Annotated in this window: 13 protein-coding genes and 1 rRNA gene; 6 read left to right on the plus strand and 8 right to left on the minus strand. The window is 62.4% G+C overall.

What is annotated here, in order from left to right; translation table 11 throughout:
* Nucleotides 1–2: 2 nt before the first annotated feature.
* Nucleotides 3–707 carry a protocatechuate 3,4-dioxygenase subunit beta gene (pcaH, locus tag BLQ92_RS36940; protein WP_090695530.1) on the minus strand — a complete coding sequence of 235 codons (705 nt, stop codon included), beginning with the start codon at nucleotides 705–707 and terminating at the stop codon, nucleotides 3–5.
* 108 nt (nucleotides 708–815) lie between these two features.
* Between pcaH and pcaQ the strand changes: the two genes are divergently transcribed.
* A complete protein-coding gene (gene pcaQ, locus BLQ92_RS36945) occupies nucleotides 816–1,817 on the plus strand; it encodes a pca operon transcription factor PcaQ (protein WP_090695532.1) in 1,002 nt (333 codons plus the stop codon).
* 267 nt (nucleotides 1,818–2,084) lie between these two features.
* Entirely contained in the window at nucleotides 2,085–3,203 is a 1,119-nt protein-coding gene (locus tag BLQ92_RS36950) for a 4-hydroxyphenylpyruvate dioxygenase family protein (protein WP_090695560.1), read from the plus strand.
* Between the two features lie 100 nt (nucleotides 3,204–3,303).
* Here the strand turns inward: BLQ92_RS36950 and BLQ92_RS36955 are convergent, their stop codons facing one another.
* Nucleotides 3,304–4,236: a LysR substrate-binding domain-containing protein gene (locus tag BLQ92_RS36955; protein ID WP_175773240.1), complete on the minus strand. Its 933-nt coding sequence runs from the start codon at nucleotides 4,234–4,236 to the stop codon at nucleotides 3,304–3,306.
* Nucleotides 4,237–4,400: 164 nt separating this feature from the next.
* Here BLQ92_RS36955 and BLQ92_RS36960 point away from each other — a divergent pair, with 164 nt between their 5' ends.
* Together BLQ92_RS36960 and BLQ92_RS36965 are read left to right on the plus strand one after the other, a co-directional pair.
* A complete protein-coding gene (locus BLQ92_RS36960; RefSeq protein ID WP_090695536.1) occupies nucleotides 4,401–5,438 on the plus strand; it encodes a DUF1338 domain-containing protein in 1,038 nt (345 codons plus the stop codon).
* Between the two features lie 118 nt (nucleotides 5,439–5,556).
* Nucleotides 5,557–8,526, plus strand: a complete 2,970-nt coding sequence (locus BLQ92_RS36965) for an FAD-binding and (Fe-S)-binding domain-containing protein (RefSeq protein WP_425194978.1) — start codon at nucleotides 5,557–5,559, stop codon at nucleotides 8,524–8,526.
* Nucleotides 8,527–8,631: 105 nt separating this feature from the next.
* Here BLQ92_RS36965 and BLQ92_RS36970 read toward each other — a convergent pair whose 3' ends face one another.
* Nucleotides 8,632–9,258: a helix-turn-helix domain-containing protein gene (locus BLQ92_RS36970; RefSeq protein ID WP_090695541.1), complete on the minus strand. Its 627-nt coding sequence runs from the start codon at nucleotides 9,256–9,258 to the stop codon at nucleotides 8,632–8,634.
* 134 nt (nucleotides 9,259–9,392) lie between these two features.
* Nucleotides 9,393–10,373, minus strand: coding sequence for a helix-turn-helix transcriptional regulator (locus tag BLQ92_RS36975; RefSeq protein ID WP_090695543.1), 981 nt, complete (start codon nucleotides 10,371–10,373; stop codon nucleotides 9,393–9,395).
* 188 nt (nucleotides 10,374–10,561) lie between these two features.
* Between BLQ92_RS36975 and BLQ92_RS36980 the strand changes: the two genes are divergently transcribed.
* The gene (locus tag BLQ92_RS36980; RefSeq protein WP_090695545.1) at nucleotides 10,562–11,359 is read left to right on the plus strand and encodes a BPSS1780 family membrane protein; all 798 of its coding nucleotides are present in this window, start codon (nucleotides 10,562–10,564) and stop codon (nucleotides 11,357–11,359) included.
* Here BLQ92_RS36980 and BLQ92_RS36985 read toward each other — a convergent pair.
* From BLQ92_RS36985 to rpoD, 4 genes are all read right to left on the minus strand, one after another.
* Entirely contained in the window at nucleotides 11,332–13,038 is a 1,707-nt protein-coding gene (locus BLQ92_RS36985; RefSeq protein ID WP_218133063.1) for a glycoside hydrolase family 13 protein, read from the minus strand. The two genes, BLQ92_RS36980 and BLQ92_RS36985, sit on opposite strands and share 28 nt — an antisense overlap.
* A gap of 251 nt (nucleotides 13,039–13,289) precedes the next feature.
* Entirely contained in the window at nucleotides 13,290–14,411 is a 1,122-nt protein-coding gene (locus BLQ92_RS36990) for a hypothetical protein (RefSeq protein WP_143016740.1), read from the minus strand.
* Between the two features lie 165 nt (nucleotides 14,412–14,576).
* A complete protein-coding gene (locus tag BLQ92_RS36995; RefSeq protein ID WP_090695551.1) occupies nucleotides 14,577–15,248 on the minus strand; it encodes a hypothetical protein in 672 nt (223 codons plus the stop codon).
* 385 nt (nucleotides 15,249–15,633) lie between these two features.
* Entirely contained in the window at nucleotides 15,634–17,616 is a 1,983-nt protein-coding gene (gene rpoD, locus BLQ92_RS37000; RefSeq protein WP_090695553.1) for an RNA polymerase sigma factor RpoD, read from the minus strand.
* An 830-nt stretch (nucleotides 17,617–18,446) separates the two neighbouring features.
* Between rpoD and BLQ92_RS37005 the strand changes: the two genes are divergently transcribed.
* Nucleotides 18,447–18,519, plus strand: a 16S ribosomal RNA gene (locus tag BLQ92_RS37005); the annotation flags it as partial.

The following is an 18,519-nucleotide window of genomic DNA, read 5'->3' on the forward strand; positions in this document are numbered from 1 at the left end:
GCTTAGCGCTCCATCGGAGTTTCGTTCGGGCCGCGCAGCACGATGTCGAAATCGTAGCCGAGCGCGTAGGCTTCCTGCGTCGTATCCAGCGAGAAACGCGACACGAGCCGCTCGCGCGCATGCTCGGGCGTGCCCTGGAAGATCGGATCGAAAGCCAGCAGCGGGTCGCCTGGGAAATACATCTGTGTGACGAGCCGCGAGCCGAAGTGGTCGCCGAACAGCGAGAAGTGAATGTGATTCGGACGCCATGCGTTCGGGTGATTGCCCCACGGATACGCGCCCGGCTTGATCGTCAAAAAGCGATAGCGGCCTTCGTTATCGGTCAGGCAGCGTCCCGCACCGAGGAAGTTCGGATCCAGCGGTGCATCGTGCTGGTCGGCCTTATGCACGTATCGCCCAGCCGCGTTGGCTTGCCAGATTTCAACCAGCGTATTGCGCACCGGGCGGCCGCCTTCGTCCAGCACACGTCCCGTTACGATGATCCGCTCGCCCAGCGGCTCGCCGTTGCGCACCGCGTTGCGCGTCAAATCGTGGTCAAGCGCGCCGAGGTCTTCGGCGCCATACACCGGCACGCGTTGATCGCGCAGCTTTTCCTTCAGCGGAATCAGCGGGCGCGTCGGGCCGCGTTTCACGGATGAGCCGTAGCCGGGATACACGTAGGCGGGATGCGACTCGAAGTCGCGCGGAGTAAGGATGGACTCGTCCATGGGTGTCTCCTTGGATGAATTATGGAATGACAAGGTATGTCGCGACTTTAGCCAATCCAAGAAGTTATGAAAAATGACGTTTTCGCGCCTTTCGTATAACCTGTCGTTATGCAACGAAGCCTCGCGGACAGCCGCGTCAAATTCCGTCATCTCCAGTGCTTTCTGGCCGTCGCGCAGTTCGGCGGGGTCCAGAAGGCGGCTGAGAGTCTGTCCATCACCCAGCCGGCGGTCTCCAAGACGGTTGCGGAGCTGGAGGCGATTCTCGGCGTCAAGCTGTTCGAGCGCGGCCGCCATGGCGCGGTGATCACCCGCGAGGGCCAGCTTTTTATGCCGCATGCCAGCGCCTGTGTCAGCGCGCTGCGCCAGGGCGTCGATCTGCTCGCACGCGCCGAGGGTGCGGCGTCGGCCACGCTGGAGATCGGCATTCTGCCCACCGTCGCCAGCGCGCTGGTGCCGCCGGTCCTCAAGCTGTTTGCTGTCCAGTGGCCGCGCGTGATCGTGCGCCTTGCCACCGGCGCCAATGCGGAGTTGCTGGAGCGCCTAAAGGCCGGTTCCATTGAATTCGCGGTGGGGCGTCTGGCCGACCCTGAGCGCATGGTCGGTCTCAGCTTCGAACAGCTTTTTACCGAGCCGTTGATTGCCGTGGTGCGCGCCGGACATCCGTTGGCGGCGAGCGCTGGGTTGCCCGCGGCGCTGCTTGAAGGTTTTACTGTGGTGGTGCCGCCGTTCGGGACGCTGATCCGGCAGTCCGCGGACAGTCTGCTGGCGGCGTGGGGTGTGCCGCCGCTCTCGGCATTTGTGGAGGTGTTGTCGGTGTCGACCGGCCGGGCGCTGGCGCTCGAGAATGACGCGGTCTGGTTCGTGCCGCAAAGTGCAGTCGAATATGAGCTGGCCCGTGGCATGCTCGTGCGTCTGCCATTGCCGTTTGCCGGTACCGGTGAGCCAGTCGGCCTGATCCGTCGCTCCGATACGCAGCCGTCCCCGGTAGGGATGGCGTTGATCGACGCGCTTCGCACCGTCGCGCGGCAGCGTATGGTGCCGGCCGCTACGTCTGCGACGCCGGCTAAGGCTAGACGGGGGGCGGCGAAGCCTCGGCGCAAGCCGGCCTGAGGCGGTCTTAGGGTATATCGGCTCGCACCGGGCGGGATCGCACCGCGCGGCGTACCCAGCGGCACGATCAGCGGATGAACTAGTCAGTACAAAATGCAGTTGCGGGCGACCCCGTCCCCGGTGTACAAACACGGTGCGAAAGCGGGTGCGGTTTCACATATCGCGTAGCATCCGCAAGGCGTCGAGGCGTTGCGCATTCGCGGCGGCTTGCGTAGAACGTCAGGACCAGCGTCGGCACAAATGAACAGCTTTGCATGGGAGATTGTCATGTCCAACGACTTGCCCACCTCGAGCGCCGCAATGCAGGCCGCAGCGGACCCCGAGCACAATCCGCTCGGTACCGCCGGGCTCGAGTTCGTCGAGTTCGCCGCGCGCGATCCGCAGGCGCTCGGCCAGACGTTCGAGCAGCTCGGCTTCAAACCGATCGCGCGCCATATCAGCAAGGACGTCACGCTGTACCGCCAGGGCGAGATGAATTTCCTGCTCAATGCCGAGCCGGACTCGTTCGCCGCGCGCTACGCAGAGGAATACGGCGTGGGCATCTGTGCAGTCGGCATTCGCGTGGCCGATGCGCCGCGCGCCTTCGAGCGGGCCATCGAACTCGGTGCCTGGGCCTTCGAAGGCGAGAAGATCGGCATGGGCGAGCTGGTGATCCCGGCCATTCAGGGCATTGGCGATTCGCACATCTATTTTGTCGACCGCTGGCGCGGCCGTGGCGGTCAGCGTGGTGGCCTCGGCGATATTTCGATCTTCGACATCGATTTCCGGCCCATCGAGATCGATACGGCCCACGCCGACCTGAGTCACGCCGGCACGGGGCTGGTCGCCATCGATCATCTGACGCAAACCGTCGGCGCGGGTCGGATGCAGGAGTGGCTCGATTTCTATCGCGATCTGCTCAACTTCCGCGAGATTCACGAACTGCACGCGAACTGGCATGTTTCCGCCGAATCGCGGGTGATGGTGTCGCCCTGCGGCGCGATCCGCATTCCGCTCTATGAGGAAGGCACGCGCCGCACGAACCTGATGCATGAGTATCTGCCGGATCATCCGGGCGAGGGCGTGCAGCATATCGCGCTCGCCACCGGCGATATCTTTGCCTGTGTCGAGCAACTGTTAGCCAACGGCGTTGAATTCGTCGAGCCGCCGCCGCGCTATTACGAGCAGATCGATGCGCGCCTGCCGGGTCATGGGCTCGATCTCGAGCGGCTCAAGCGCTGCCGCCTGCTGGTGGACGGCGAGATCGGCGCGGACGGTGTGCCGCTGCTGTTTTTTCAGACCTTTGTGCGCCGCCGCGCTGGCGAGATCTTCTTCGAGATCGTGCAGCGCAAGGGGCATCACGGTTTTGGCGAGGGCAACCTGAGCGCGCTGGCCCAGGCGCGTTGAGCGCGAGCGGGGCGGCAAGCACAAGGAAGCGCTAAGGCTCAGGGCTCAACGCGCATGGGCCAAGCCTCAAGGCAAGGCCCAAAGTCCAGAATCGCACCGCTCAGTCCTCATCCGCCTCATGAGCCAGCACCGGATTGGCCGCCCCATACAGGACGGCTTGTCCCAGCAACCATTCCCGGAAGCTCGCTAACGGCCGGCCGTGGCTGAGTTCGGTGGGATAGACCAGGTAATATGCCGCCTCGGCAATCGCGGGTGCGTCGAACGGCACAACCAGCCCGAGCCGCTCGAGTTGCGCTTCGACGAAGAACCTCGGCACCAGCGCGATACCAAGGCCCGCCGCCGCGCCGCTGATCAGCATGGTGTGCAGTTCGTAGCGCACGCCCTGCATCGCACGGTTGTCCTCCACGCCTAGTTTGCCGAACCAGTTGGCCCAGCCGTCCGGACGCGTCGTCGAGTGCAGCAGCGGGTAATCGAGCAGATCCGCCGGTGTGCACACCGGCCGCTTCAGCAAACTTGCCGCACAGACCGGAATGACTTCCTCGCGGAACAGAAAGTCGGCAGAGGTGCCGGGCCAGGTAGGCTTGCCATAGTGGATGGCCGCTTCGAAGTGGGTCTCCGCAAACGGAAAGGTGCCGGTGCGCACCCCCAGGTTCACGCGCACGTCCGGATAGCTCGCGTTGAAGTCGGCGAGGCGCGGGATCAGCCAGTGGGAGGCGAAGGTGGGCAGGGCGGCCAGCTCCAGATAGCCTCCGCCGCTACCGTGCGCAATGATCGACAGCGTGTCGCGGTCGAGCCCTTCCAGCGCGCGGGCCACCTGCGCGCTGTAGACCTTGCCTGCCTTGGTGAGCACGACACGCTGCTTGACGCGCACGAACAGCCGCACGCCGAGATTGCCCTCGAGCGTAGCGATCTGGCGCGACACCGCGCTCTCGGTCAGGAACAACTCGCGCGCCGCGTGCGTGAAACTTTCATGCCGTGCCGCCGCCTCGAAGGCAAGCAGCGCACCCATGCTGGGGATCTTGAACTTTCGCACGTTGATTCCGAAAACGCATCAAGTCTGCATATTATCTCGCTTTACGGCGGCCGCGCGAATTTGAATAATCACGGTCAAACGATGCCGCGTTTGCGTCCCCACGCAGTTCTGGCGGCTCCCCACTGATGCGCAGGCTCCCGCAGCCTGCCCTCCTGAGAGAAATCATGCAGAACCCGCGAAATGCGAATATTGAACAACTGCTCCTGAAGCTGATCGGCGCCGTGAAGACTGCGACGCTCTTCAAGACGCTGAATCATCCGCAAGTCCTCAACGAATGGGAAGCGGGCGTGGTTACCCGCGCCGAACTCGCGCAGGCCATGAACATGGTCCTGTTCGAAGATCTGCTGGCGCGCTCGGCGAATGGCCGGGCTTACACCCAGGACGCTCTGGCGGCAGGCGGCAGCGTGTACTTCGATCACGGTGCGTTGCGCACGGTCCGTTGGTCGGCGAGCGGCGCGTTGCCGCCCGGTGAAGCCGCATTCGCACGCATCCTGCGCCCGCTTGGCTTTCGTATCAACGGCCGCTACCCGCTCGACCGCCTAGGCATGACGGGTCGGGCGTGGGCACATGAAGACGCGCCGGATGAAATCGCCCAGTTCTTCGTCAGTGAGCTGCATCCGGAGCGCTTTTCCGCTGCATTCCAGCAGGCTGTCACGAATGTGATCGGCGCCTCGCGTGATCCGTTGACGCCGGTGGCTACGGCGCATCTGTGGGAACTCGAGCGCGAAGGCGTGTTGCCACTCGATGCGGCGCATGAATTGCTGCCGGTGATCGTCGGGGCGTTTGCGCGTCAGCACGAGATTCCCCGTGAGGCGGATTACGAAGTATTGTTGAAGGAGTCGGCGGAAATGGCGTGGATCGCCACCGAGGGCAACGCGTTCAACCACGCGACGGATCGCGTCGCGGACGTGTTCCAGCTTTCGGATGACGAAAAAGCCAAGGGCCGTCCGATGAAACCGGAAGTCGAGCGTTCGCGTTCGGGCCGGGTGTTCCAGACCGCTTATCGTGCCGATATCGTCAAGCGCGAATTTCGTGCGGCCGATGGCAGCTCGGTTACGCGCGAGGTGCCAGGCTCGTTTTACGAGTTCATTACCCGCAAGCGCACGTTCGATCAGGAGTCCCGTCGCTGGGAAACGGACCTGCGTTTCGATGCAGGCAACGCCCAAGGCATCTTCAAGATGACAGCCGGCCAGGCTGCCTAAAGGTCCACGCGAGGTCTACGCGAGCATGACGCAACAACACAGTGCGGACGCAACCACGAGCGGCGTAGAGGCCGAAGACCGCCGTGTCGCCACGCCGTTTCGCGGCACCGCCGCCGTCATGCAAGCGCTCGAAGCGGATTTGCGCCAGCACGTGCGTGGCGAAGTGCGTTTCGATCAGGCGTCGAAGGCGCTGTACTCGTCGGATGCGTCGAATTACCGGCAGGTGCCGCTCGCGGTGGTGGTGCCGGCAGACGTCGACGATCTGCTCGCCACCGTCGAAGCGTGCTGCCGCAACGACGTGCCGTTCCTGCCGCGCGGCGGCGGTACGTCGCAGAACGGTCAGTGCGTGAACGTCGCAGTGGTCGCAGACGCGAGCAAGTACGTCAATCGTGTCGTCTCGGTGGACCCGGTGGCGCGCACCGCGATCGTCGAACCGGGGGTGGTCTGCGACACCCTGCGCGATGCCGCGGAACTGCACGGTCTGACCTTCGCCCCCGATCCCGCCACGCACAGCCGCTGCACGCTCGGCGGCATGATCGCCAACAATTCGTGCGGCGCGCATTCGGTGATGGCCGGCAAGACGGTCGAGAACATCGAGGCGCTCGAAATCGTTACCTACGACGGCGCACGTTTCTGGGTCGGTCCGACTGCAGACGACGAGCTCGAACGCATCATCGCTGCGGGTGGCCGCCAGGGCGAGATCTACGCTGCGCTCAAAGAACTGCGCGATACCTACGCCGAATCGATTCGCGCAAAATTCCCGCAGATCAAGCGGCGCGTGTCGGGCTTCAATCTCGATCAACTGCTGCCGGAAAACGGCTTTAACGTCGCGCGTGCACTGGTCGGCACGGAGGGCACCTGTGCCGTGACCTTGCAGGCGAAAGTGCGGCTCGTGAAGAGTCCCACAAAACGTGTGCTACTGGTGCTCGGGTTCGCGGATATCTTTACCGCCGCCGATGCAGTGCCGCACTTCATGCGCTGCGGGCCGATCGCAATCGAAGGGCTCGACCGCGCAATCATTCGCGGGCTGCAGGCACGGGGCCTCAAAAGGGAGGAGGTCGCGCTGCTGCCCGCTGGCGATGCGTGGGTGGTGCTCGAATTCGGCGCCGATACACACGCCGAAGCCGTGCTTCAGGCTCGCGCGGCGGCGGATCATTTTTCATCGGGTGCAGCGGGGCCGGACGTTTCAATGGTGCTGGTCGAAGAACGTGCGTTGCAGGCAAAGGTGTGGTCGATTCGGGAAACCGGCGCATCGGCGGTGGCGCTCTCGGTCGATCCGGCGCGTCCCGATCCGGTGGTGGGCTGGGAAGATGCGGCCGTCGATCCCCAGCGGCTCGGCGATTATCTGCGCGCGTTTCAGGCAATGGTGGACCGGTACGGCTATGAGACGAGTTTGTACGGCCACTTCGGCGATGGCTGCGTGCACGCCCGCATCACCTTCGATCTGCGCACGGCGGAAGGCATCGCGACATGGCGCCGGTTCTTGCGCGAGGCGGCGGAACTGGTGGTCGAGTTCGGCGGCTCGCTATCCGGCGAGCACGGCGACGGCCAGGCGAAAGCCGAGTTCCTGCCGATCATGTATGGCCCTGAGTTGATGCAGGCCATGGAGCGCTTCAAGGCGATCTGGGACCCGGCTAACCGGCTCAACCCCGGCAAGGTCGTGCATGCCTACCGCGCCGACGAAAATCTGCGCATGGGACCGGCCTACCGGCCGGTGACGCTACAGACCAAGCTGACCTTTGCGAGCCAGGAGGGCGATGGCTTTCAACGCGCGGTGGAGCGCTGCATTGGGATGGGCAAATGCCGCTCGCTCGAAAGTGGGACCATGTGTCCCAGCTACCGGGCCACGCGCGAAGAGAAGTTTTCGACGCGCGGCCGTGCGCATCTGTTCTGGGAAATGCTGCAGGGCGAAGTGATTACCGACGGTTGGCAAAGCCGCGAAGTCAAGGAAGCGCTCGACACCTGTCTCGCCTGCAAGGGCTGCAAGTCCGACTGTCCGACGCATACGGACATGGCGTCGTACAAAGCGGAATTTCTTTCGCATTACTATGAAACGAATCGCCGGCCACGCCAGGCGATGTTTATGGGCCGCATCGGCGAATGGGCACCGCTTGCCGCGCGCTTTCCGCGTCTGACTAATTTGATGACTTCGGCGCCGGGTATCGCGCCGCTTGGCAAGTGGCTTGCAGGTGTAGCGCAGGCGCGTGAATTGCCGAAGTTTGCGAAGCAGACGTACAGGCAAATCGCGCAGCGTGCGGCGGGTCGTGCGGTACTTGATCCGGCCGCACCCAGGCAGGCAGGGCCCAATCCAGCCGATCGCAAACTGATCCTCTGGGTGGATACGTTTAGCGATCACTTCTCGCCGGAGATCGCCGAGGCCGCCGCCGACGTGCTCACCCAACTCGGCTGGCACGTCGTGCTGCCAAAGAAGCGCTTGTGCTGCGGCCGACCGCTCTACGACTTCGGCCTGCTCGAACGTGCGCGTGAATTGCTGGTGAACGTGCTTGACGATCTCAAAGACGAGATCGCCGCGGGCGTGCCGCTGGTCGGTCTCGAACCCGGTTGCCTGTCGGTGTTCAAGGACGAACTGCTCAAGCAGCTCCCCGATCATGCGCTGGCCAAGCGTCTCTCGGCGCAGACCTTCCTATTCTCGGATTTCGTGGTGCGGGAATCGTTCGATTGGCCTAAGCTCGACGCCGAGGTGGTGGTGCACGGCCATTGCCATCAGAAGGCGCTGTTCGGCATGCAAGGCGATACGGCGCTGCTGGAGCGACTAGGCGTGAAATGGAAACTGCTCGATACCGGATGCTGCGGCATGGCGGGGTCGTTCGGCTTTAACGCGGAACATCACGCGCTCTCGGAGAAGATCGGCGAAGACAAGCTGTTTCCTGCGATTCGCGGCGCCGCGCCGCAAACCATCGTGCTGACCAACGGCTTCAGTTGCCGCGAGCAGATCGAGCAGGGCACCGGGCGTCACGCACTGCATATTGCGCAACTGGCGCAGCGTGCGTTGGCTGCGCGAGGTGTCGCCCATGGTTCGGCCCAAGTAGCCAGCGAGGCTGCTACTGCATCGAACGCCGCACCGTAGCCCGCTGCATCGAACGTAGCGCCTTAGCCCGCCGCAGCGTGACGCGACGCGATGAGGCACCTCGCGTTGCGCCCGCCTGTGCCTGGCTTGCACGAGCTGTGCCGCTTACTTCTTCGCCGAATCGACCGGAGCTTGCGGAATATCCGCGCTCGTGGCCATCCACAACACCTCGGCGTCTTCTTCGCTGGTGGAAACCGCCGCGTGACCCGTGCGGCTATCGAAGTAGATGCTGTCGCCGGCGTTCAGATGCGTGGGGGCGTACAGCTCGGAGTACAGACACACGCTGCCGCTGATCACGTACAGGAATTCCTCGCCTTCGTGCCGGCCCCAGTCGTCGAAGGCATCGAGCGTGTGGGCGGAGATACGGATGCGAAACGGCAGCATCGCCTTGTGCGCGAGGTCGGTGGCGAGCAGTTCCATCTGGTAGCCGCGATACGCGTGGCGCTGCCCGGCGTCCTTGCGGGTCAGCGCGCGACGGCCGCCGGCGCTGACTTTCGGCGTCGAGCCGAACAGTTCGCCGATCTCGATCTTCAGGCCGAGGACGATCTTTTGCAGCACGTCGAAAGTGGGCGACATCAGGCCGTTTTCCACTTTCGACAAGGTCGAGCGCGACACGCCGCACAGGCGGCTCGCCGTCTCCAGCGTCAAATCCTGCGCCTGGCGCGCGGCACGCACGCGTCGGCCCAGATCCGAGGTGGAGGGCTCGGCGGGTTTGGTGAGATGGGTATCCATGGGGTGTAGAGCCATAAGCGCGCCGCAGGGCGCACAGTGTTTCCGATCATAACATTGAGCGGCTCCTTGAGCCTTGGCCATCACTGAGGGGCCAATATGTCCTGGAATGAGGCCGGATTTTTCCGATCGGAAATTCAGACTTTTTCCGCGCTTCTGGACCGTTCCAAAGCCTGGTGGACGCGAGCGTTCATTCCTCGCAAGAACTCGAGGAGTTCGGGAGGTTCGACGATGTCGAATTCGACTTCCAGCGTGCACAACCATGAGGCAATGGTGTGGAGAGAATTCGCTCCCGTGTGCACGATGCATCGCCGCGAATCGAGCGGTGCCAGCTGGCCGACCAATGGGCAGATGCTTTGGGCAAGCGCCTGCATTGGCGCGTGAAGGATCACTTTGGCGCGCACCGCGTAGGCCGACGTCGAAATCGAACGCGAGACGTATGCAGCCAGATCACCCTTGTCCGGCCCGCCACGAGGCGCGAAACGCGCGCCGGTCGAGACCGGCGGGACCACCCGGTCGACACGGAACGTACGCCAGTCCTCCCGGCTACGGTCCCAGGCGACGAGGTACCAGCGGGATTCCGCGTTGACGAGACCTTGGGGCTCGACCGTGCGCTGGCTTGCTCTCGCTTTGCCATCCGTGTAACGAAACTGTAATTCCTCGTGGTCCGCGCATGCGCCGGCAAGAGCAGCCAGCACAGTTGGATCGACCTTGGGGCCGGACTGGGCCAGCTTCTGAATGGAGGCGAAGAACGTCCTCGCCTTGCGGCTGTGCCGTGGCGGCATCAAATGTTCCAGTTTGACGAGCGCGGCGAGCGCCGACTCTTCAATGCCCTGCACGCCGCTCGCGGCAAGCGTTCGCAGCGCCAGCGAGACGGCGAGCGCTTCGTCCTCCTCGAACAGCAGAGGCGGCATGGTCGTCCCCGCTTCCAGGCTATAGCCGCCATCGGGCCCCGGCGTCGCGCTGATCCGGTAGCCCAAACCTCGCAAGTGGTCGACGTCGCGCCGCACGGTCCGCTCGGTGACGCCGAGGCGCTCGGACAGCACCGCGCCATGCCACGATGGGGAGGTCCTGAGCATGCCCAGCAGACGTAGCAGCCTCGTGGAGTTTTGCAACATTCGGCGTGGGTCTCCGTAGATGCGGACAACCTTTGTCCGCAATGCTACGTAGATTAGCAGTAACAGCAGCCCAGGACGATCTCGTGCCCGCCGGACGAGCGGCGGCAATACCCGAATGCCCGCGGGGTCGATGTGTTATTCGTAGGAGTGCGAATAACAATTTTTCATTTTTCACTGAGGAAACCGTCATGAACATCGATTACCCGAGCGACGTTTCTGAGGAAACCCGTCGCCGTCGTGCGCCAGCACTACCTTTTCCCGGTGGAAGAGAAGTCAATCCCCAGCGTATTGCCGACTGGCTGGTGAGCGGCGCACGTGCGGCAAGCCTGCAGCCCGTGCTGTGGTTGAGCGTATTGCTGGTCTGTGCCGATTTCGTGACGCTGCAGGGGTTCCTGCCGCTGTTGCGTCCGCTGGCGTTGCTGTTGACGCCGCTCGTGGTGGGCGGGCTGATGTTCGTGCAGGACGGCGCAAACAAGGGCCAGCCGGTATCGCCGCGCGAGACGTTGGCAGCGCTGGCGCGGCGCAGCAACGCACTGTGGGTGATCGGTATGTACAGTGCGGCGATTGTCGCCGTGGGCTATGTGGTCCTGTTGGCGACCTTCCATGTCTCGCTGAACGCCTCGTTCACGGCAAGCGGCATGCACCATGTGTCGATCAGTTACGGCGGCGCTCACGGCGTGAGCGGTGCGCTTGAGTCGTTGCTCGGCGCGTCGATCTTTGCCGTTGCGATCGCCTCGGCCTGCTTCGCTCCGGCGCTGGTGATGCTGCACGACATGACGCCGCACGATGCGATGATTGCGAGCCTGAGCGGTGCGGCGCGTAACTGGCCGGTGACGCTGATGTATTTCGCGGCGCTGGCGCTGATTGTGCTGTTCGCTCTGATGATCCCGCTGGCGCTGCGTGCCCTGGTGCTGACACCGCTGATGACTGCGGTGCCGCTGTTGTCGATCTACGGCGCTTACCGGGACGTGTTCATTGGCCGGTGAGCGGGGAGCAGCCACGCCGCCGTATTGCCGGGCAACTGCCCCGCTGCGTTCAACGGTTCGCTCGAAACGAGCAGCGTTCCCGCAGGCAACGTAACGGGCTTCATGCCCAGATTGATCACTGCGTGCAACTGACCGTTGTCGAAGCTCAGGACTTCCGAGGCGCCGACGGTGTGCCACTGCAACTGGCCCGCGCCGAGCTGATAATCGCGCCGCAGGTGCAGAAGCCGCCGATACAGTTCCAGTGTCGAGCCGCTTACACCGTCCTGACGATCCGCCGCATAGTGTGCGAAATTGCCCGGCTGCGGCAACCAGCTTGTCTCGCTGGCGCCAAAACCAAAGGAGGGAGCATTCGCCTTCCACGGTAGCGGTATGCGACAGCCATCGCGGCCGATTTCGGCACCATTCGTGCGGAAAAACGCCGGATCCTGACGATAGCGCGCCTCCAGCGCGGTGTGCTCCGGCAAACCCAGTTCCTCGCCCTGATAGATGTAAGCCGACCCCGGCAGCGCGAGCATAAGCAAGGCGGCCGCACGGGCGCGGCGCAGCCCCAGGGCTTCGTTGGGCTGCTCGCCGTTCGCGTCGATACCCTTCGGCCTGGCTCCCGGCTTGCGCAGGCCAAAGCGCGACGTATGGCGCACGGAGTCGTGGTTGGACATGACCCAGGTCGTGGGAGCGCCGACCGCGGCCGAGGCGGCCAGCGAACTGTCGATCACCGCGCGCAGTTCAGCGGCGTCCCAGTGGGCCAGCAGATAGTCGAAATTGAACGCCTGCTGCATTTCATCGTGCCGAATGTAGCGGGCGAGCCGCGACTGCCGTGCAATCCAGGCTTCGGCCACCATCATCCGCTCGCCGGGGTAGGCGTCCAGCACACGGCGCCAGTTGCGGTAGATCTCGTGTACGCCGTCCTGGTCCCACATCGGTCCCGCGCTGTCGCTGTCGCCGCTATTGCCAGCCTCCGCGCCTTCCACCATGGCGGCGTGACCGTCCCAGTCAGGCAGCCCCGGCGCCTTGATGAGACCGTGCGCCACATCCACGCGAAAGCCATCCACGCCGCGTTCCAGCCAGAAGCGCAACACGTCCTCGAATTCCGCACGGACCTCGGGGTGATCCCAGTTCAGGTCCGGCTGCTTGCGGTCGAATAGATGCAGATACCACTGCGAGTCCCCGGGCGCACGCGACCAGGCGTTGCCGCCGAACACGCTTTGCCAGTTGTTCGGCGGCAGTTCGCCATGCGCGCCCTTGCCGTCGCGAAACAGGTAACGCGCCCGTTCGGCGCTCCCGGGCGGCGACTTCAGCGCCGCCTGGAACCACGCGTGTTCGTCGGAGGTGTGATTGGGCACCAGATCGACGATTACCTTCATGCCGAGCGCGTGGGCGCCGTGCAGCATGCGGTCGAAGTCGTCCAGCGTGCCGAATAGCGGATCGACCACGCGGTAGTCGGCCACGTCGTAACCGGCGTCGGCCTGGGGGGAGCGATAGAACGGCGAGAGCCAGATTGCGTCGATGCCGAGACGGGCCAGGTATGGCAGCTTCGCCGCGATACCGGGAAGATCGCCGATACCGTCACCGTCCGAGTCCGCGAAAGAGCGTGGGTAGATCTGATAGATCACCGCGCTGCGCCACCATTCGAGACCAGCGTGGGCCTCAGGGGCGGCGAATTCTCTCGTGCGCACATTCACGTTGCGTACCTCTTGTAAGTCTGCCCGGACAGGACGTCGACTTCCGCCCTGGATTGGCAGGATGACAAGGCGCCAGGTGGGCGACGGCATCGCGACGCCGCAAGCGCCAACGGTGAACCCTGGCGAGGAGCCGGCCTGCAACGTGTGCGGGCCGGCGCGCAACCGTGATTATGAGGCCGAGTTGGCCGGGGCCGCACTAGTATCCAGTGCTCACGGCAGTGGGAACGTGGTTCGGACGTGTGATTCGTGGATCACGGGTGCAGTGCAACTGCCAATGTCTTGTGCGTGCTGTCCTGGGTCCAGGTCCCGGTGACGCTGCCGTCAGCCTGGTGCTTCAACACGAAGCGTGTGTCCGGTCCGTGCTCAGGAGACTCGCGCAAGCGCACGGTGCCGTCTGCCTCCAGTCCGCCGTCCAATCCGATGTACTTGCCGAACTTGTCATAGAAGTAGCCGTCGCCTGCGGGCGTTCCGTAGACCAGCGTGATCGGATAGCGGCCGTCCAGTGTGCCGTGCAGAATTCCCCACGATGGATCGGGGTGAGGATTCGTGCAATCGGTACGCTGGTCGATCAATAGACAGCGTCCGTAGTCGCTCAGGAGACCAGCCAGCGCCTGAAAGCGATAGGTCGTGACGAGTGGCCCGTCATCGTCTGCCGTCGCCTGGTCATAGTGGGACAGCGCGCAATCGCGGCTTAGCGAGAGCGCGTCCTTGGTCAGGGAGAAGTCAGTGCCTCGCAGATTCTCTTTCTCTGCGGCCAGATCGGAGCGGCATTGGCTAAGGACTCGATGTTCGTTGCTGTTTTGATCCGGATCGGACGGCGGCTGCGCCGCGAGTTCGGCCAGGTAGCGATCCACCATTTTCAGACGCGCTACGCGAACCTGCCGTGTGAACTTCGCGAGACCTTGAGGGCTGAACAGATCCGGCAAGGTGAGCGGATTGCCGGACTGCGCGTCGAAGTTGTATCGACTATCGAACATGTTGATCGACGCCGAGTCGTACTCGCCGTTGATGGACAGGGACAAGTAGCCGCGTGTATTGGCGTTCACCGAGTAGTCGAGCGACGTGGTGCCGAGCGGCGAGTCGCCTTTCGGCTCGATTTCTTCGAACGGGCTCTTCTGATAACGCCCCGGCAGCTTTTGCAATTGGGAGACCTGCAGCCATGTGTTGATGCGTTGGTCGGCTTGCTCGCTACCGCCGGTGACAAGCGGGAATTTGAGCGAGGTATCGTCGTTGCCTTTGGCATGTGGGGTGGTGAGCGGCACGACATGCAGTTGAGCGAAGGCGCAAAGTGGCAGCAATAGTGCACCGAGGGTCGCGACTGTGCGCAGTGCTCGCTGGGGGCATGTCAGCATGTTGCGGGAGACGGTTCTCATAGTTGGGTCTTCGTATGATTCACAGTTCGAGAGGCTCACGGGCGAATGGCCGGAGTACGCTTTCCACGCGATGCGGACACGGCTACTGACAACTACCTTGAACGATTTCATGCCTGCGGTCGCCAGGCACCACGCCTTCGAGGTTTCCAGAAAACCTCTTATTGCTTATATTCCCCTGCACGCCGCCGGCAAGCGCCAAGTCCACTTGCCGCCGTTTTTCACCAGCTTTGCTAGTTGCCTGTCGTCGCCGCAATATGCCTTGGCAACGAGTTCTCCGGTTGCAGTCCAGGCGGGTGCGTCGAGCGTGATCGAGTTATCGTGCGGATTCGCTCGTTCGACATAGCTCGGCCCTTTCCACGACGCCGTTCCCTCGATGCTATAGACGGTCCACATCGAGCCGTCCATGCCGTCGAGTTGTTCCGATGCCAGGTAGGCGCGGCGGTCGGGCGAGAACAGCACCTCTTGCCCGGCGGGCAACACGCGTCCGGTGCGCTCGTCGATCAGCTTGCCGGTGAACACGTCGCCGTCCCGATCTGCGACAAGCGAATAGCCTTCTTTGCGACCGCAGTAGGTATAGCTGATACCGTCGAGCGGCTCATCGTAGGGCGGGGCATCCTTGAACGATAATTCCTTGCCGGTCACGCTCAACTTTAATTCGTGGATTGAATGGCGGTATGCCGTTCCATTTGCCGCGCGGAGTAATTTTGCTTCCTGCTGCGGATCGCCAATATCACAGTTAAGCGATAGCGTTGAGATCGAAGTTTGCGACCATGCGTTTTGATTCAATGCCGACGCGAATACCAGCAGGCAAGCAAAGCCGTGCAACGTGAATTTCATCGTTCGAGTCTCAGAGTCAGGCGTATTCGTCTTTATGCTGCTGTGGATCGGCTTCGACTTGCGCAGTTCCGGTTCCGGTTCCGGCGTGGCGGCTGCTTGGCCTGATTATTATCGTCGTAAATAGATAGATCTTCAATCTGGGTAGGGATATGAAGCCCGATATTCCATCAAGATTGAATCGAGTGTCGCGCGAGTATTGGCGGGGAGGTTTATAGCGCAGTCCAAACTACGGCATCGCAAAAGAAGTGGCGTTTCGGACCAACAGGCGGGAGAGGATGAGGCGTTGTTACGAGGAAATCTGGGGTTTGCTACGAGAAGCCAGCCAGTTGAAGCGGCTCCTGATAGAAACAGGGCCCTGGTTTTAATACCCAGAGCCCTTTCTAACTTACCGGTCGAGGAACGACTTCAGTCGATCCGCGCGGCTAGGATGCATCAGCTTACGCATCGCCTTGCTTTCGATCTGGCGAATCCGTTCGCGGGTGACGTCGAACTGCTTGCCGACTTCTTCGAGCGTATGGTCCGACTTCGTGTCGATGCCATAACGCATGCGCAGCACCTTCGCTTCGCGCGGCGACAGCGAGTCGAGCGCGTCGTCGATGGCGATGCGCAGGTCGGCCTGGACCGCAGCTTCCGCCGGCGACGTGGCCGAGGAGTCTTCGATCATGTCGCCCAGCGTCGCGTCACCGTCTTCGCCCATCGGCGTTTCCATTGAAACCGGCTGGCGAGCGATCTTCAGGATGCTGCGAACCTTCTCTTCCGACAGATCCATCCGCGCAGCCAGCACGGAAGGATGTGCTTCCTGGCCGGTCTGCTGCAGGATTTCGCGCGAGATGCGGTTCAGCTTGTTGATCGTTTCGATCATGTGCACCGGCACACGAATCGTACGAGCCTGATCCGCCAGCGAACGCGTCACGGCCTGGCGCACCCACCACGTTGCATAGGTGGAGAACTTCCAGCCGCGGCGATATTCGAACTTGTCCACCGCTTTCATCAGACCGATGTTGCCTTCCTGAATCAGATCCAGGAACTGCATGCCGCGGTTGACGTACTTCTTCGCGATCGAAATCACGAGACGCAGATTCGCCTCGATCATTTCGCCCTTCGCCTTGCGCATCTTCGCTTCGGCGGCAACCATCTTGCGGTTGATTTCCTTCAACTGCTTCAGCGGCAGCGCAACTGCTGCTTCGATGGCGATCAGCTTTTGCTGTTCAGCCTGAATAGCCGGCAGGTTACGCTCCAGCGCGGCGCCGAATTCCTTCGACGTCGCAGCCATGCGCATGGTCCAGCCCAGATCGGTTTCGTGACCCGGGAACGACTCGATGAACAGATCGCGCGGCATGCCGCTCTTTTCCAGCACGATTTGCTGCACGCGGCGTTCGATCGCGCGAACTTGCGTGACCTGGTGATGCACGTCGCCGCAGAGGCGGTCAATCGTGCGTGCCGTGAAGCGCAGTGCCGCGAGTTCTTGCTGGATGTCCTGGCGTGCGCGCAGATGCGCTTCCGAGGAGCTGGCGTCGTTTGCGTGAAGCGAGCTGACTTCTTCGAAGCGGGTACGCACGCGGGCGAAAATTTCGAGGCAGTCTGCCGTCAGCTTTTTCAGGCGTGCTTCGTCGACCGCGCTCGAATCAGCGGCGATGTCGTCGTCGCCGTCAGCGTCGTCGTCGCTGGCTTCGGCGTCGAGATCTGCTGCTGCATCGACGCTGTCATCGGCAACTTCTTCCGACGTCGTGTTTTCGTTCAGACCATCGACGAGTTCGTCGATGCGCAGCTCACCGGCTGCGACCTGATCGGCGCTGGCCAGAATCGCCGACACGGCTGACGGGCAGGCTGCAATCGCCTGAACCATCTCATGCAGGCCATCTTCGATGCGCTTGGCAATCGCGATTTCGCCGGCACGGGTCAGCAGTTCCGTTGCACCCATTTCGCGCATATACATGCGCACCGGGTCGGTGGTGCGGCCAAACTCGGAGTCGACCGTCGACAGCGCGACTTCGGCTTCTTCGTCGGCCTGGTCGTCGGAGACGACCGGCGAGTTGGCGTTCAGCAGCAGCGCTTCAGCGTCGGGAGCCGTCTCGTAGACAGCCACACCCATGTCGTTGAAGGTCGCGACGATGGTTTCCATCGCTGCGGTTTGCGCGAAGTTGTCGGGCAGGTGATCGTTGATCTGCGCGTGCGTCAGGTAGCCGCGCTCTTTGCCCAACTGGATCAGCGCGCGCATTTGGCGTTGCTGTTCTTCGACTTGCTGCGATGTTTCGGCAGCAACCGGGATCGCTTTACCCGCGCCCTTACCTTTGGCAGTTCGCCCGGCAGGGGCCTTGATTGAGTATCCGGCGTTGTCTCCGGAATCATCCCGATCGAAAGGGTTCAATGTCTTCTCCTCGAAGGCTTCGCTATGAGGCGCAAGACGCGTCCCTCAGGCGTTTCGGCTAGGCCGCAACATCACCTGAGTGATACATGCGGCTGGTTTGTCTATGCTCGCAAAGAGCGAAAAGATTGGCCCGCACGAGGCGGGCCCATAGAGACGCGCAAAATTCGCGCGGCCAACGATTATATACGAACTTGAGGGTGAACTCTCGTCGACCGTGAGATATATGTTGAGAAAAGGTCAAGTGGTGTCCGCCCTAGGGGGCAGATCATCCGCGATGACGAATTCCTACGTGGTGCGGCGTCCTCTCTGTCGCCCTCTATATGTAGGGACGACCTCGCTGCACACAAGATGCCGCCGCGAGATAGATCGGGAAGGCCCGAGATGCTCGCGGCAGCGTTCGCTGCGCCTCATGTTGTGAGGGGGCCCCTATATCCTTTCCTCTCATAGATGGGACGATAGGTGCGCGCGATCTTCGCCTTCATCAACGCAGCGAGCGTCACGAGCGTTGACTTCGACGTGCTCACAAACTTTTTTCGCGAATGGGGTTGACGTACCCCTGTGGGCATCGCATAATTCGCCTCCCGTTTGATGACGGACGCGAAGAAAGCAGAGCTTCTGAGCGAGAGTTCTTTAAAAATTAACAGCCGATAAGTGTGGGCGCTTGATGGCGACGCGATGATGGATTCTTCGGAGTCTGTCGACAAGCGAAAGTATCAAGTCTCACACAGTAATGAAAGGAAGGTTTTCCTGTCTCTGGACAGGTTAATCATTCGTCAGTACGTTGAGTGAGCGACCGGTTGGTAAAACAACCGAAAACAGTAACAGGAATTGAACTGAAGAGTTTGATCCTGGCTCAGATTGAACGCTGGCGGCATGCCTTACACATGCAAGTCGAACGGCAGC

It is taken from the genome of Paraburkholderia phenazinium, from assembly GCF_900100735.1.
Classification (GTDB): Bacteria; Pseudomonadota; Gammaproteobacteria; order Burkholderiales; family Burkholderiaceae; genus Paraburkholderia; species Paraburkholderia phenazinia.